Raw genomic sequence first — 14,215 nt, forward strand, 5'->3', positions numbered from 1 at the left:
TAAAACAGTGCGATCAATCACAAACCAGTTTGACGCACGGGAGTGCCGGTCCGTACGGCAGGGGGCCGATTGGCGCGGATACGCGGTGACCGGGGCGGATGTCAGTGCCGGGCTCTAGGCTGGCCGGGTGTCCAGAACGCCGGTGAGAGCGCAGGTCGAGGGGGCTGATGGGGTGTCGGAAGACCCTGATTCCGCTGTGGGCGAACAGTTCGTACATTACCCCCTGAATGCCACAAAACGCCCGGACGAGACCACTGCGGGGAAGCCCGCGACGAAGGCTGTGAAGACGAAGGCTGTGAAGACGACGAAAACGACGAAACCGGAATCGCACCTCGCGATGGTGCGCCGCGCCCGCCGGATCAACCGCGAGCTCGCCGAGGTCTATCCGTACGCCCATCCCGAGCTGGACTTCCGGAATCCCTTCGAGCTTCTCGTCGCCACCGTGCTCTCGGCGCAGACCACCGACCTGCGGGTCAACCAGACAACTCCCGCGCTGTTCGCCGCCTACCCGACGCCCGAGGACATGGCGGCGGCCGTTCCGGAAAGGCTGGAGGAGCTGATTCGGCCGACCGGCTTCTTCCGGGCCAAGACCAAGTCGCTGATAGGTCTTTCGACCGCCATCCGGGACACCTTCGGCGGCGAGGTCCCCGGCCGGCTCGTCGATCTCGTCACGCTGCCCGGCGTGGGCCGCAAGACCGCCAACGTCGTTCTGGGCAACGCGTTCGGGGTCCCCGGCATCACGGTGGACACCCATTTCGGCCGGCTGGTCCGCCGCTGGAAGTGGACCGACCAGGAGGACCCGGAGAAGGTCGAGGCGGACGTGGCCGCGATCTTCCCGAAGAGCGAGTGGACGATGCTCTCGCACCGCGTGGTCTTCCACGGCCGCCGCGTCTGCCACTCCCGCAAGCCCGCCTGTGGTGCCTGCCCCATTGCCCCGCTCTGTCCTTCGTACGGGGAAGGGGAGACGGACCCGGAGAAGGCGCGGAAGCTCCTGAAGTACGAGATGGGCGGCTATCCGGGCCAGCGCCTCAGCCCCCCGCCCGACTACCCGGGCAAACCGGCACCGCCCCTCGGGGCCGAATGAGGGACGGGCACAGCACGAGCCGTACGAAACCGAGCGAAATGGCCCCGGAACGAAATGGCCGATGACAGGCGTTGTGAAACGGAGGGGGTGCCTATGACGCACGCACAGGGCATGCGGTCCGCTCCGACTTCGTCGTCGGGCGTGCCCGCCGACGACGGTTGGGACGCGTCCCACGGCGACGTGGTCCCCGTCACCACCGAGGGGCTGCCCGACTGGCTCGACCCCGTCGCCCGCGCGGCGCGGACCATCCGGCCCCGGCAGCTCAGCCGCTTTCTGCCGCCCGAGAGCGGTGCGGGCCGCCAGTCCGCCGTGCTGATCCTCTTCGGCGAGGGCGAGCGCGGTCCGGAGCTGCTCCTCATGGAGCGCTCCAGCTCCCTGCGCTCCCACGCGGGCCAGCCGTCCTTCCCCGGCGGCGCGCTGGACCCCGAGGACGGCGACCCGGCGACCACGGGGCCGCTCAGGGCCGCGCTGCGGGAGGCCGAGGAGGAGACGGGACTCGATCCGCGGGGCGTCCAGCTCTTCGGCGTGCTGCCCCGGCTGTACATCCCCGTGAGCGGCTTCGTGGTGACGCCCGTGCTCGGCTGGTGGCGGGCGCCGAGCCCGGTCGGTGTCGTCGACCCGGGCGAGACCGCCCGGGTGTTCACGGTTCCCGTGGCGGATCTCACGGACCCGGCCAACCGGGTGACCACCGTGTATCCCAGCGGCCATCCGGGCCCGTCATTCCTGGTCGAATCCGCCCTCGTCTGGGGATTTACGGCCGGTGTGATCGACCGGATTCTGCATTACGCGGGCTGGGAGCGCCCCTGGGACCCGACCAGACAGGTGCCGCTCGACTGGCGCCCATGACAGGCTGACTGCTCCATCCCGTGCTGCGCTGCTCCGGCCCGGCCCGGATCCCGTCGGACGAACGACGGGCCAGGTGACGAATCTGCGAGGCTAGAGACGGTGAACGTGCTGGACATCCTGCTGCTGGTCGGCGCCGTGTGGTTCGCGGTTATCGGCTACCGCCAGGGTTTCGTCGTCGGCATCCTGTCGGTGATCGGCTTTCTGGGCGGCGGACTCGTCGCCGTCTATCTGCTGCCGTTCATATGGGACCAGGTGACCGACGGCTCAGAGGTCTCCTCCACGGCCGCCGTCGTCGCGGTCATCATCGTGATCGTGTGCGCCTCCGCGGGCCAGGCGTTCACCACCCACCTGGGCAACAGACTCCGCCGGTACATCACGTGGTCGCCCGCGCGCGCCCTGGACGCCACCGGCGGCTCCCTGGTCAACGTCGTGGCGATGCTCCTGGTCGCCTGGCTGATCGGCTCCGCCCTGGCCGGCACGTCGCTGCCCACGCTCGGCAAGGAGGTCCGCAACTCCAAGGTCCTCCTCGGCGTCTCGCGTGTGATGCCCGATCAGGCATCCACCTGGTTCACGGACTTCTCCTCGGTGCTCGCCCAGAACGGCTTCCCGCAGGTCTTCAGCCCGTTCGCCAACGAGCCCATCACCGAGGTCAAGGCCCCGGACCCGGCACTCGCAGGCAGCCCCGTCGCCGCCCGCGCCATGAAGTCCATCGTCAAGGTCGAGGGCATGGCACCCGGCTGCGGCAAGCTCCTCGAAGGCACCGGCTTCGTCTTCGACGACCGCCGTGTCATGACCAACGCGCATGTCGTCGGCGGAGTCGACGAGCCGACCGTCCAGATCGGCGGCGAGGGCCGGCTGTACGACGCGAAGGTCGTCCTCTACGACTGGCGGCGCGACATCGCCGTACTGGACGTGCCGGATCTCGAAGCCAAGCCCCTGCGCTTCACCGACAGCGACGCGGAGACCGGCGACAGTGCCATCGTCGCGGGCTTCCCGGGGGGCGGCGACTACGACGTACGCTCCGCGCGGGTCCGCGGGCGCATCGACGCCGACGGCCCGGACATCTACCACCGGGGCACCGTCCGCCGCGATGTGTACTCGCTCTACGCGACCGTGCGGCAGGGCAACTCCGGTGGCCCGCTGCTCACTCCGGACGGAAAGGTGTACGGAGTGGTGTTCGCCAAGTCCCTCGACGACCCGGAGACCGGCTACGCGTTGTCGGCCGACGAGATCCGCCAGGACATCGAGCGCGGCCGCAGCGCGAACCAGCAGGTCGACAGCCAGGACTGCGCGCTCTAGGGCCTCTTGTTCGAGAGGCCCCAGGCGGACTGCGGGTCCGGTCGGCAGAAGGTGGCTGCGTCATCCACGGGGATGACGCAGCCGCGCCGAGACCCAGCGGGCCCGGCGGCGGAGAATGCGTGGGATTCCAAGCTGGGGATCATGAAAATCATGCACTTCGTGCACCCGGCCCTGCGGGCCGCCCCCCTCATGAGTGCTCGGACCGACCGTTGCGGTCGAGCGGCGGTTGCGTGCTGCGTCACCGAAGTCGTGCGTCCAGCCCATACCCCGACGTCTGCCCGTCACCCAAGGTCGGTAATCGTGCGGGAGTCAGCCAATTGGCCTATGCGGCAGGCAATTGGCTGTTCGGCGCACACGCGTGCCCCCGGGCTAGCGGTCGGGCTCGGGATCCTTGAGCCAGTTGATGAGTTCGCTCGAGAACCCCGCCGGGTCCTCCTCGTGGGGGAAGTGCCCGAGACCGTCGAAAAGTCGCCAACGGTACGGCGCTTCCACGTACTCGCCGGACCCCGCGGAGCTCCGCGTACGGATCGCCGGATCGAGTGAACCGTGCAGATGCAGCGTCGGTACGCGCACCGGCCGCTTCATCCGCCGGTTGAACTGGGCGCCGTCCGGCCGGGCCATGGACCGCACCATCCAGCGGTACGGCTCGATCGAGCAGTGTGCCGTTGACGGGATCGACATCGCGCGCCGGTAGACGTCCAGCACCTCGTCGTCGGGGAAGTCCGCGGTGCCGGGGCCCGCCCATTCCCTGATCAGCCGGCCCACGAGGGCCGCGTCGTCCGCTACGAGCCCACGCTCCGGCAGCCACGGCCGCTGGAACCCCCAGACGTACGAACTCGCCCGGGACTGCGAGAAGTCGGAGAGCATCGCGGAGCGCCAGCGGCGCGGGTGCGGCATCGAGGAGACCACGAGCCGTCGGACCAGCTTCGGCCGCATCACGGCAGCGGTCCAGGCGAGATAGCCGCCCAGGTCATGGCCGACCAGCGCGGCGTCCGGCTCGCCGAGCGAGCGGATCACGCCGGTGACGTCGAGGGCCAGGTTGGCCGGGTCGTACCCCCGGGGCGTACGGTCGCTGCCGCCGACCCCTCGCAGGTCCATGGCCACCGCCCGGAATCCGGCGTCGGCCAGCGCGGTCATCTGGTGGCGCCACGTCCACCAGAACTGCGGGAAGCCGTGCAGCAGGAGTACCAGCGGGCCCTCGCCCAGCTCGGCGATGTGGAAGCGCGCGCCGTTGGCCGCCACGTCCCGGTGGGTCCATGGACCGTCGAGGCGTACGGGACTGCCGGAACCGGCCGGGCCCAGGGGGCCTGCTGCCGGACCGGACGTGCTGGAATCGGGGACCGTCATGTGGACGAGCGTGCCACAGCGGACGCCTTGTCCTGAACCGGGCGGCTTTCGATGGCCTTGTCCGACAGGGTGCTGCCCACCGTCGTACGGTCCGTACCGGGCAGGACCTCGGGGCGGGGGTGGGGCTTGACGCCCTGGAGGACGGCGGCGGTCTGCTTGGCCGAGGCGATGGACTTCTCCGGCGGCTTGACCTTCTTGAGCTTGGCCCAGCCGAACAGCGCCAGCAGGACTCCCAGCAGGATGAACGCGCCGCCGACGATCAGGAACGACCAGGCGAGGCCGAGGCCCAGATTATGGATTCCGTACGCCGCCGCGAAGCTCAGCACGGGAATCGCGAACAGAATCAGCACGCCGGTGACGATGAACGCCACGCTGCCGGTGACGCCGCGCTTCACGTCCTGGCGTACTTCGGCCTTGGCCAGTGCGATCTCGTCGTGCACCAGTGCCGACATCTCGGCCGTCGCCGAAGCGACCAACTGTCCGAGACTGCGGTCGCCGTTGCCCGCGTAGTTGCCGGGGTCGCTCATCCCTGACTCCCTCTCCTCTTCAACACATCCGGTGTCAGATCATGCCGGACTGTCCGTCTCGCTGCTCGTCGCCCCCGCCGCCCGGGCCAGGCGGCGATGCTCGGCGGCCTTCTTTTCGAGGATCGCGGCCATCCGGAGGTGGTACTCCGGGTTGTCCTGCTCGTAGACGTCGGGGACACCGTCCTCGTCCTCGTCGAGCTCCTCGGCGTCGTAAAGGGCCCGGTACCCGCGTACCCGCAATTTGAGCAGTACACCGGAGAGTACGGCCGCAATCAGGGAACCGATGAGCACGGCGGCCTTGATTTCGTTGACCATCTCGCCCTGCCCTTCGAAAGCGAGCTCCCCGATGAGCAGGGAGACGGTGAAACCGATACCGGCGAGCGAGGCGACGGCGAAGAGGTCCGCCCAGGCCAGGTCCTTGTTGAGCTCCGCCTTGGTAAAGCGGGCGGCGAGCCAGGTGCCGCCGAAGATGCCAACAGTCTTGCCGACGACGAGACCGAGGACGACACCGAGTGTTTCGGGCCGGGTGAAGACGCCGGCGATCGCGTCGCCCTGGAGCGAGACGCCGGCGGAGAACAGCGCGAACAGCGGTACGGCGAAACCGGCGGACAGCGGGCGGACCAGATGCTCGATGTGCTCGCCGGGCGAGTGCGCCTCGCCGTCACGCGTCGTGCAGCGCAGCATCAGACCCATGGCGACACCGGCGATGGTCGCGTGGACGCCGCTGTTGTACATCAGCCCCCAGATGACCAGGGCCAGCGGTAGGTAGATGTACCAGCCCTTGATCCCGGCACGCAGCAGGAAGTAGAAGACGACCAGGCCCACGACTGCTCCGCCGAGCGCCATGAAGTCGATGCTGTCGGTGAAGAAGACCGCGATGATCAGGATCGCGAAGAGGTCGTCGACCACGGCGAGGGTGAGCAGGAACGCGCGGAGCGCTGAGGGCAGCGAGGTGCCGATGACCGCGAGGACGGCGAGCGCGAAAGCGATGTCGGTGGCGGTGGGGACCGCCCAGCCGGCCATGGAGCCGTCGCCGACGAGCGCGGTCAGGGCGTAGACGAGGGCGGGGACGGCCATGCCGCAGAGCGCGGCGATGACCGGCAGGGCGGCCGCCCTGGGGTCCTTCAGTTCGCCTGCGACCAGTTCACGCTTGAGCTCGACACCGGCGACGAAGAAGAAGATGGCGAGAAGGCCGTCGGCGGCCCAGTGGGCCACGGAGAGGTTCAGCCCCAGGGCTTCGGGGCCGAAGTGGAAGTGGCTGACCGACTCGTAACTTGCCCCGAAGGTATTCGCCCAGATCAGCGCGGCGACGGCGGCGACCAGCAGGATGATGCCGCCGACCGTCTCGGTGCGCAGCGCTTCGGCGACGTAGTTCCGCTCGGGCAGGGAAAGGCGTCCGAGAGCGGTACGGCGGGCGGGAGGCGGGGTTGGAGTGGGCGCGGCCACGGTGGAGACCTCCGGGTCGGTACGGCAGCGGGGGCACGGCTGTAGCACTTGCCGACCAGACTTCCCGGCGCACCTAGTGGAGATTTCTTATTACGTTGTTGACGGAGCCATCACTGTACCTGGGGGGCCCGGAGCCGTATCGAACGATCTTCAGGCTAAATGCCCGAGGGGCACCCGGCTCGTTGCCGGGTGCCCCTCGGGGCCGTACGGGAGATGCGGTGGCTGTCAGTCCTCGGACGAGGACGGCAGCTGCGTCGTGATCAGGTCCATCACTGTCGAGTCGGCCAGCGTGGTGACGTCGCCGACCTCGCGGTTCTCGGCGACATCGCGCAGCAGACGGCGCATGATCTTGCCGGAGCGGGTCTTGGGCAGCTCGGCGACCGGCAGGACCCGCTTGGGCTTGGCGATCGGGCCGAGCGTGGTCCCGACGTGGTTGCGCAGCTCTGCCACCAGCTCGTCGGAGGCGGTGGCCGTGCCACGCAGTATCACGAAGGCCACGATGGCCTGGCCCGTCGTCTCGTCGGCCGCGCCCACCACGGCGGCCTCGGCGACCGCCGGGTGCGACACGAGTGCGGACTCGACCTCGGTGGTCGAGATGTTGTGCCCGGAGACGAGCATGACGTCGTCGACCCGGCCCAGCAGCCAGATGTCGCCGTCCTCGTCCTTCTTGGCGCCGTCGCCCGCGAAGTACTTGCCTTCGAAGCGCGCCCAGTAGGTGTCGAGGAAGCGCTGATCGTCGCCCCAGATGGTGCGGAGCATCGACGGCCACGGCTCGGTGAGGACGAGGTAGCCGCCTCCGCCGTCCGGGACCTCGCGGGCCTCGTCGTCGACGACGGTGGCGGAGATACCGGGCAGCGCGCGCTGCGCCGATCCGGGCTTGGTCGCCGTGACCCCGGGCAGCGGCGAGATCATCATCGCGCCGGTCTCGGTCTGCCACCAGGTGTCCACGATGGGGCACTTGTCGGTGCCGATGTGCTTGCGGTACCACATCCATGCCTCGGGATTGATCGGCTCACCGACCGAACCGAGGATGCGCAGCGACGACAGGTCGAACTTGGCGGGGATGTCGTCACCCCACTTCATGAACGTACGGATCGCCGTCGGCGCGGTGTAGAGGATGGTGACGCCGTACTTCTGCACGATCTCCCAGAAACGCCCCTGGTGCGGGGTGTCGGGCGTGCCCTCGTACATGACCTGGGTGGCGCCGTTGGCCAGCGGCCCGTAGACGATGTACGAGTGCCCGGTGACCCAGCCGATGTCGGCGGTGCACCAGTAGACGTCGGTCTCCGGCTTGAGGTCGAAGACCGCGTGGTGGGTGTAGGCCGCCTGGGTGAGGTAGCCGCCCGAGGTGTGCAGGATGCCCTTCGGCTTACCCGTCGTACCCGAGGTATAGAGGATGAAGAGCGGGTGCTCGGCCTCGAAGGCCTCGGGGGTGTGCTCGGCGGACTGCCGGGCGGTGATCTCGTGCCACCAGACGTCGCGGCCCTCGGTCCACGCCGTGTCCTGGCCGGTGCGCCGCACCACGAGGACGTGCTCGACGGAAGCGATACGGGAGACGGCGTCGTCGACCGCGGGCTTGAGCGCGGAGGGCTTGCCGCGGCGGTAGCCACCGTCGGCGGTGATGACGACCTTGGCGTCCGCGTCCTGGATACGGGCGGCGATGGCGTCGGCGGAGAAGCCGCCGAAGACCACCGAGTGCGCGGCGCCGATGCGGGCGCAGGCCAGCATCGCGACGGCGGCCTCGGGGATCATCGGCAGATAGACGGCGACCCGGTCGCCGGCGACGACACCGAGTTCGGTGAGGGCGTTGGCGGCGCGGGAGACCTCGTCCTTCAGCTCCGCGTAGGTGATGGCGCGGCTGTCGCCGGGCTCGCCCTCGAAGTGGATGGCGACCCGGTCGCCGTTGCCCGCCTCGACGTGGCGGTCCAAGCAGTTGTACGCGACGTTGAGCTTGCCGTCCGCGAACCACTTCGCGAAGGGCGGGTTGCTCCAGTCGAGCGTCTCGGTCGGCTCTGTGGCCCAGTTCAGGCGGCGGGCCTGCTCGGCCCAGAAGCCCAGCCGGTCCGCCTCGGCCTGCTCGTACGCCTCCGCTGTGACATTGGCGTTGGCGGCCAGCTCGGCAGGCGGAGCGAACTTCCGCTCTTCCCGAAGCAGGTTGGCGAGGCTTTCGTTGCTCACGACTTCTCCCAGTCCCAGGGTGTCCGTTGTGTCCCGGGGCATAGCTCATCAGGCCAAAGGCCGGGTGACAAGTGTCTGCCGGGAATTGGTTTAGACCTGTGTTCTCGTGTATGGGGCCACAGACCCCGCTTCCGCAAGCGGTGCGGTGAGACGCGGAAGCGGGACCACAAGGTCTCACGGACCGGGCGGGCGTGCGGTTCAGGCGTCGAGGGCGGTACTGAGGTCGGCGCCGGGGCCTACCCGGTCGAAGACCTCGTCGGGGCCTGTACCCGAACTGGCCCCCTCGGCCAGCAGATACGCCTGCGCCTCGCCCACGTGGAAGTACATGCCGTGCAGTTCCAGCGTGCCTTCCGCCATTCGGCGCGCCACCGATTCGTGTGCCCGCAGATGGTCCAACTGCTGGACCACATTGGTGAGGCAGAGCTGTTCCACCGCATCGGTGGGCAGTCGTCCGGAGATCCGGGCCCAGGAGTGATGACGCGACGCCATCCGCTCCAGGCTCGGCAGGCCGTGCCGCAGCCAGCGCCACAGAGGCGTCCGGGGGGTGCGCGGCTCTGCTCCGAGCAACGCCTGCATGGCGCCGCAGCCGGAATGTCCGCAGACGGTGATGGACTCGACCCTCAGCACATCCACTGCGTACTCGATGGCGGCGGCCACCGAGTCGTCGCCGCTCTCGGTGGTCTCCGTGTCCGGCGGGGGAACGAGATTGCCCACGTTCCGCACGGTGAAGAGGTCACCCGGGCCACTCGACGTGATCATGCTGGTGACCAGCCGGGAGTCGGCGCAGGTGATGAAGAGCTGGGAGGGCCGCTGGCCCTCGGCGGCCAGCCTGGCGAGCTCCTCGCGCACCAGCGGGGCCGTATTGCGCTGGAACGAACTGAGGCCGTTGAACAGGCGGTGGGCTCCGGCCGGGCGTGGCGCGCCGCCCGCCGTCGCGCCCCCCGTGCCCGGGCCTGCGGGCGCGCCCGCCGCGCTGATGCGGTCGAGGCCCCACGCGCCGGATGCGCCGCGTTCCGTGGCATCGTGCGCCGTGAATCCGGTGGCGGTCCCGCTGGAGTGCTCGGCCCGGTCGTGGCAGTGATGGTTGGTCCAGGGGCGGCAGCAGGAGCGCGTCGCCGCTGCGGGCTCGGCGACCTGGCCGCCCGATCTGCCGGTGAACACGACCTGGCCGCCCTGGGCGAGTTGGGCGCTGCGCCAGTCCTGGATCGTCTCGAACGCCGCGTGATCCATGAAGAAGCCGTCCAGCTCGACGATCGCATCGACCCCGTGGGGGAGCTGGCCGAGAGTCCTGCTGAGCCGCGGTACGGCCAGGAACGTCAACTGGCCGCGGACCGTGACCAGATGACGGCCGTCCTGCTCCGTCACCGTGATCCTCGTGCGCGCCAGCCGGTGCAGCGCGACGGCCACTGCCACCGCGATGCCGAGGACCACACCCTTCAGCACACCGAAGAGGACGACCCCGGTGATCGTCGCCCCGTACACCAGGAATTCGCGGTGCTTGTGGACGTTACGGATGTGGGCGAAGCTCACCATCTGGATACCGACCACCATGACCAGGGCGGCGAGCGCGGCCAGCGGAATCCATTCGAGCACCGTGACCAGCAGGGCGGCGGCCAGCAGCACCCAGAGGCCGTGCAGTACCGTGGACGCCCGGCCGGTCGCCCCGGCCCGAACGTTCGCCGAACTGCGCACGGCGCCACCGGAGACCGGCAGTCCGCCGAGCAGGCCGGCCAGCGAGTTGGCGATGCCCTGGCCGCGCAACTCGCGGTCGAGATCGGAGCGTCTGACCGGCTCGTGGCCGGACGGCCCGCCTCCGGAACGGTCCGCCGCCCGGTCCGCCGCCAACTTGTCCACGGCGACCGCCGCGAGCAGTGACTCCAGGCTGGCCACCAGCATGACGGTGAACACCGCGGTGGTCAGGGCGAGAACGGGACCCTGCGGCATTTCGGGCAGGGCGTGCGAGCGCCAGGACGGCAGATCGACGCGGGCGATCCCCGGGGTCGCGAGGGCAGCGACCGCGGTCGCGATCACCACGGAGGCCAGCGCCGCTGGAATTCTCCGCACCACCTGTCCGGCCCGCCCCGGGAGGCGTGGCCACAGCACCAGGACGGCGATGGTCAGCGAGCCGATCAGCGGAGCGGACGGACTGATCCGCTCCAACTGGGCGGGCAGGGCGAGGGCGTTGTCGACGACGGAACTCTGGGGCGAGCCGCCGAGCACGATGTGCAGCTGGGCCAGGGCGATGGCCACCCCGATCCCGGCGAGTGTGCCGTGCACGATGGCGGGGCTGACGGCGAGCGCGCTGCGGGCCGCTCTCAGGGAGCCCAGCAGGATCTGTAGAAGTCCGGCGCCGATGGTGATCGCGCAGGTGGTCCGCCAGCCGTAGATCTGGATCAACTCGGCGGTGACGACGGTCAGTCCGGCGGAGGGTCCGCTGACCTGAAGAGGGGTGCCGCCGAGCAGCCCGGCGACGATGCCGCCGATGGCCGCGGAGACCAGGCCGGCTTGGAGCGGGGCGTCCATGGCGACGGCGAGGCCGAGCGACATGGGGACTGCGATGAGGAAGACAGTGACCGACGCGGACAGATCGGCGCCGGCGATGCGGAAGCGGCGTCCGCCGGGTGGCGGTGGCGGGCTGTGTGGTCGCTTGATTCCCGAGGCCCGGGAAGGGCGCGAACTACGGGATGAGTGGTCATTACGGGTGGGGACGCATGCAGACATGTTCCCGTCTCCTCCGGGGCAGCGCGGTCGCGGAACGTGGGGGACGCGGCCGTGGGTCACGGCGTGCAGCGGCGGGTTTTCTCAACTCTCAGTAAACGAATCGTAATGCAGAGTAAAGAGGCATGTCTATGATCTAGGGCAAATGACCCCTTGACCCACCCAATCAGGTGAATATGCATCTTTTCATTCGGCCTGTCGTCCTGGTTTGTGCGGCTTGCGTGCGACGTTGACCGCGCCGTGTCGGCACTTCGACGCAAATAACCTGCTGCAAGGAAGAGGGTGGGCGGATGATGGCCGCCACGAAGAGGATCGTCATGGGTGTCATGGCGACGGCACTGGTCGCGGGCTTGGCGGGCTGCGCCGGCTCCGGTGCGGGGTCGGGGGCAGCCGGTTCCGGGGCCGAAAAGGGAGCGGCCGGCCCGAAGGAACACGCGCCGGCCGTTCCCAAGAACAAGGTCCAGCTCATCGGTGACGGCTCCACCGCGTTCACCGGGACTCAGCCGAAACTCCCCGTCGCCAAGCGTCTGGCACCGGGTGAGAAGCCCCCGCAGTTCGTGGTGTTCTCCTGGGACGGCGCGGGCGAGGACAGTCAGAAGCTGTTCTCGCACTTCCGCGGGGTGGCCAAGAAGCACAACGCGACCATGACGTACTTCCTCAGTGGCGTGTACCTGGTGCCGGAGGAGAAGCGGGACCTCTACAACCCGCCCCAGCACTCGGCGGGCCGCTCCGACATCGGCTTCAACGACACCAAGGGCATTCGCGACACCCTGACCGAACTGCGCGCCGCCTGGCAGGACGGCAACGAGATCGGCACCCACTTCAACGGCCACTTCTGCGGCAAGGACGGCGGAGTCGGGACCTGGTCCGTGGAGGAGTGGAAGAGCGAGATCCGCCAGGCGAAGTCCTTCGTGCAGAACTGGAAGTCCAACGCCCCGGCCCTCAAGGCCGAGGCGCCGCTGCCATTCGACTACGAAAAGGAACTCGTCGGCGGTCGCACCCCCTGCCTGGAAGGGCGGGAGAACATGGTCGCCGCAGCCCGGACGATGGGCTTCCGGTACGACTCCAGTGGCGTCGGCAACCAGGTCTGGCCCACGAAGAAGGGCGGAGTCTGGGACCTGCCGCTCCAGCTCGTCCCCGTACCCGGCCGCGCCTTCGAGACGCTCTCGATGGACTACAACTTCATGTTCAACCAGTCCGGCACGACACAGGGCGACCCCGCCAAGCACGAGTACTGGGGCAACCAGATGCGCGACGGCCTGATCCAGGCCTTCGACCGCTCGTACAGCGGCAACCGGGCCCCGCTGATCATCGGCAACCACTTCGAGTCCTGGAACGGCGGCACGTACATGCGCGCCATCGAGGAGACGATCGAGACTGTCTGCCCCAAGGAGGGCGTGCGCTGCGTCTCCTTCCGGCAGCTCGCCGACTGGCTCGACGCGCAGGACCCGGCGACGCTGGCCAAACTCGGCACGCTCGGCGTCGGTGAGGCACCCAAGGAGAGCTGGTCCACCTACCTCGGCCCGACGTCCCCGGGAATGCCGGCCGCCAAGCCCGCAGACGCCGGGCCTGCCGCCAAGTCCGCTACGGGTGAGCAGTCCGCCGGCTGACTTCCTTACCTGCCCGGCCGGTGAGCCGTGAGGCGTGCGGCGTCCGAGGCAGTGCTGCCCCGGATGCCGCACACCCCACCGGTAGCGGCCTCGTCCGGCCACCGTTACGCGGGCTGAGCGACGCCCGTCTGTGCGCACCGCTCGTCGAGTACGAAGGCAGGGTCGACCTGCGCGGCCAGGTCGGCGCCCGTCTTCGCATTGCCCCAGCTCTCCGCGTTCTTCAGATGGAAGTGGACCATCTGGCGCGTGTAGCGCTCCCAGTCGCGCTCTGCGTACGAATCCTCGGCGGCGTTCTGCAGGGCCTGCAGCGCCATCCGGTTGTCCGCCTCCAGCAGCTCGAACCGGGAGGGCCGGCCTTTCTCCATCGAGCGCACCCAGTCGGAGTGACCGACGCCCACCAGCAGGTCGTCGCCCACCTCGGCCCGGAGGAAGTCCAGGTCGTCCTGGCACTGCACCTTGTTGCCGACCACCCTCAGCGCGACGCCGAAGTCCCGTGCGTACTCCTTGTACTGGCGGTAGACCGAGACACCCTTCCGGGTCGGCTCCGCGACCAGGAACGTCATGTCGAAGCGGGTGAACATCCCGGAGGCGAACGAGTCCGAGCCCGCGGTCATGTCGACCACCACGTACTCGTCCGGGCCGTCGACCAGATGGTTGAGGCACAGCTCGACCGCCCCGACCTTGGAGTGGTAGCAGGCCACGCCCAGGTCGGACTCGGTGAACGGGCCGGTGGCCATCAGCCGGATCTCCCCGTCGTCGAGCCGGACCGTACGCGCGCAGGCGTCGTAGACCGGGTTGTCCTCGCAGACGCGCAGGAGCCGCGAACCCTCGCCGGGCGGCGTCGTCTTGATCATTGTTTCGGCGGAGGCGATACGGGGGTTGCTGCCGCGCAGATAGTCCTTGATGAGAGGGAGCTGCGCACCCATGGCGGGCAGTGCGGCGGCCTCCTCCTCATCGAGGCCGAGCGCGGCTCCGAGGTGCTGGTTGATGTCGGCGTCCACCGCGACGACATGGGCTTCATTGGCAGCGAGGTGGCGGATGAAGAGCGAGGACAGCGTTGTCTTGCCGCTGCCACCCTTCCCCACGAAAGCGATCTTCATGTTCACCTAGGGTAGTGGTGCGATCGCAGTGCGCTGTCACACTTCGTGAAGAAGACCACT

General features: G+C 69.1%; 11 protein-coding genes. 4 read left to right on the forward strand and 7 right to left on the reverse strand.

The window, feature by feature from the left end; translation table 11 throughout:
• The first annotated feature begins 280 nt into the window (after positions 1-280).
• The 3 genes from nth (at position 281) to ACFT7S_RS04170 (ending at position 3,229) form a co-directional block, all read left to right on the forward strand.
• Positions 281-1,084 carry an endonuclease III gene (gene nth / locus ACFT7S_RS04160; protein WP_382726653.1) on the forward strand — a complete coding sequence of 268 codons (804 nt, stop codon included), beginning with the start codon at positions 281-283 and terminating at the stop codon, positions 1,082-1,084.
• A 93-nt stretch (positions 1,085-1,177) separates the two neighbouring features.
• Entirely contained in the window at positions 1,178-1,930 is a 753-nt protein-coding gene (locus tag ACFT7S_RS04165; RefSeq protein WP_382726656.1) for an NUDIX hydrolase, read from the forward strand.
• 99 nt (positions 1,931-2,029) lie between these two features.
• The gene (locus ACFT7S_RS04170; RefSeq protein ID WP_382726659.1) at positions 2,030-3,229 is read left to right on the forward strand and encodes a MarP family serine protease; all 1,200 of its coding nucleotides are present in this window, start codon (positions 2,030-2,032) and stop codon (positions 3,227-3,229) included.
• A 60-nt stretch (positions 3,230-3,289) separates the two neighbouring features.
• Here the strand turns inward: ACFT7S_RS04170 and ACFT7S_RS04175 are convergent, their stop codons facing one another.
• From ACFT7S_RS04175 to ACFT7S_RS04200, 6 genes are all read right to left on the reverse strand, one after another.
• Positions 3,290-3,493, reverse strand: a complete 204-nt coding sequence (locus ACFT7S_RS04175) for a hypothetical protein (RefSeq protein ID WP_362848261.1) — start codon at positions 3,491-3,493, stop codon at positions 3,290-3,292.
• Between the two features lie 105 nt (positions 3,494-3,598).
• Complete coding sequence (locus ACFT7S_RS04180) at positions 3,599-4,576, reverse strand: alpha/beta fold hydrolase (RefSeq protein ID WP_382726662.1); 978 nt, start codon at positions 4,574-4,576, stop codon at positions 3,599-3,601.
• Positions 4,573-5,103 (reverse strand): phage holin family protein, encoded by a 531-nt coding sequence (locus ACFT7S_RS04185; RefSeq protein WP_382726665.1) that lies wholly within the window; start codon positions 5,101-5,103, stop codon positions 4,573-4,575. Before ACFT7S_RS04185 ends, ACFT7S_RS04180 begins: the two co-directional genes overlap by 4 nt.
• Positions 5,104-5,142: 39 nt before the next feature.
• Positions 5,143-6,549 (reverse strand): Na+/H+ antiporter NhaA, encoded by a 1,407-nt coding sequence (nhaA, locus tag ACFT7S_RS04190; protein ID WP_382726668.1) that lies wholly within the window; start codon positions 6,547-6,549, stop codon positions 5,143-5,145.
• 225 nt (positions 6,550-6,774) lie between these two features.
• On the reverse strand, positions 6,775-8,769 hold the full coding sequence (acs, locus tag ACFT7S_RS04195) for an acetate--CoA ligase (RefSeq protein ID WP_382726671.1): 1,995 nt from the start codon (positions 8,767-8,769) through the stop codon (positions 6,775-6,777).
• Positions 8,770-8,925: 156 nt separating this feature from the next.
• A complete protein-coding gene (locus ACFT7S_RS04200; protein WP_382726674.1) occupies positions 8,926-11,448 on the reverse strand; it encodes a SulP family inorganic anion transporter in 2,523 nt (840 codons plus the stop codon).
• A 287-nt stretch (positions 11,449-11,735) separates the two neighbouring features.
• On the opposite strand from ACFT7S_RS04200, the gene ACFT7S_RS04205 reads away from it, so the two are divergent.
• Positions 11,736-13,055 (forward strand): hypothetical protein, encoded by a 1,320-nt coding sequence (locus tag ACFT7S_RS04205; protein ID WP_382726677.1) that lies wholly within the window; start codon positions 11,736-11,738, stop codon positions 13,053-13,055.
• Between the two features lie 104 nt (positions 13,056-13,159).
• Here ACFT7S_RS04205 and ACFT7S_RS04210 read toward each other — a convergent pair whose 3' ends face one another.
• Positions 13,160-14,155: an ATP-binding protein gene (locus ACFT7S_RS04210; RefSeq protein WP_382726679.1), complete on the reverse strand. Its 996-nt coding sequence runs from the start codon at positions 14,153-14,155 to the stop codon at positions 13,160-13,162.
• Positions 14,156-14,215: the final 60 nt, after the last annotated feature.

This window comes from Streptomyces sp. NPDC057136 (genome assembly GCF_042670885.1).
Taxonomy (GTDB): domain Bacteria; phylum Actinomycetota; class Actinomycetes; order Streptomycetales; family Streptomycetaceae; genus Streptomyces.

What these genes read in the sequence shown, in the direction of transcription:
- ACFT7S_RS04165 (WP_382726656.1), top strand. Translation starts at nt 1,178, where the DNA reads ATGACGCACGCACAGGGCATGCGGTCCGCTCCGACTTCGTCGTCGGGC.
- ACFT7S_RS04175 (WP_362848261.1), bottom strand. Translation starts at nt 3,493, where the DNA reads ATGGGCTGGACGCACGACTTCGGTGACGCAGCACGCAACCGCCGCTCG.
- ACFT7S_RS04180 (WP_382726662.1), bottom strand. Translation starts at nt 4,576, where the DNA reads ATGACGGTCCCCGATTCCAGCACGTCCGGTCCGGCAGCAGGCCCCCTG.
- ACFT7S_RS04185 (WP_382726665.1), bottom strand. Translation starts at nt 5,103, where the DNA reads ATGAGCGACCCCGGCAACTACGCGGGCAACGGCGACCGCAGTCTCGGA.
- acs (WP_382726671.1), bottom strand. Translation starts at nt 8,769, where the DNA reads ATGCCCCGGGACACAACGGACACCCTGGGACTGGGAGAAGTCGTGAGC.
- ACFT7S_RS04200 (WP_382726674.1), bottom strand. Translation starts at nt 11,448, where the DNA reads ATGTCTGCATGCGTCCCCACCCGTAATGACCACTCATCCCGTAGTTCG.
- ACFT7S_RS04205 (WP_382726677.1), top strand. Translation starts at nt 11,736, where the DNA reads ATGATGGCCGCCACGAAGAGGATCGTCATGGGTGTCATGGCGACGGCA.
- ACFT7S_RS04210 (WP_382726679.1), bottom strand. Translation starts at nt 14,155, where the DNA reads ATGAAGATCGCTTTCGTGGGGAAGGGTGGCAGCGGCAAGACAACGCTG.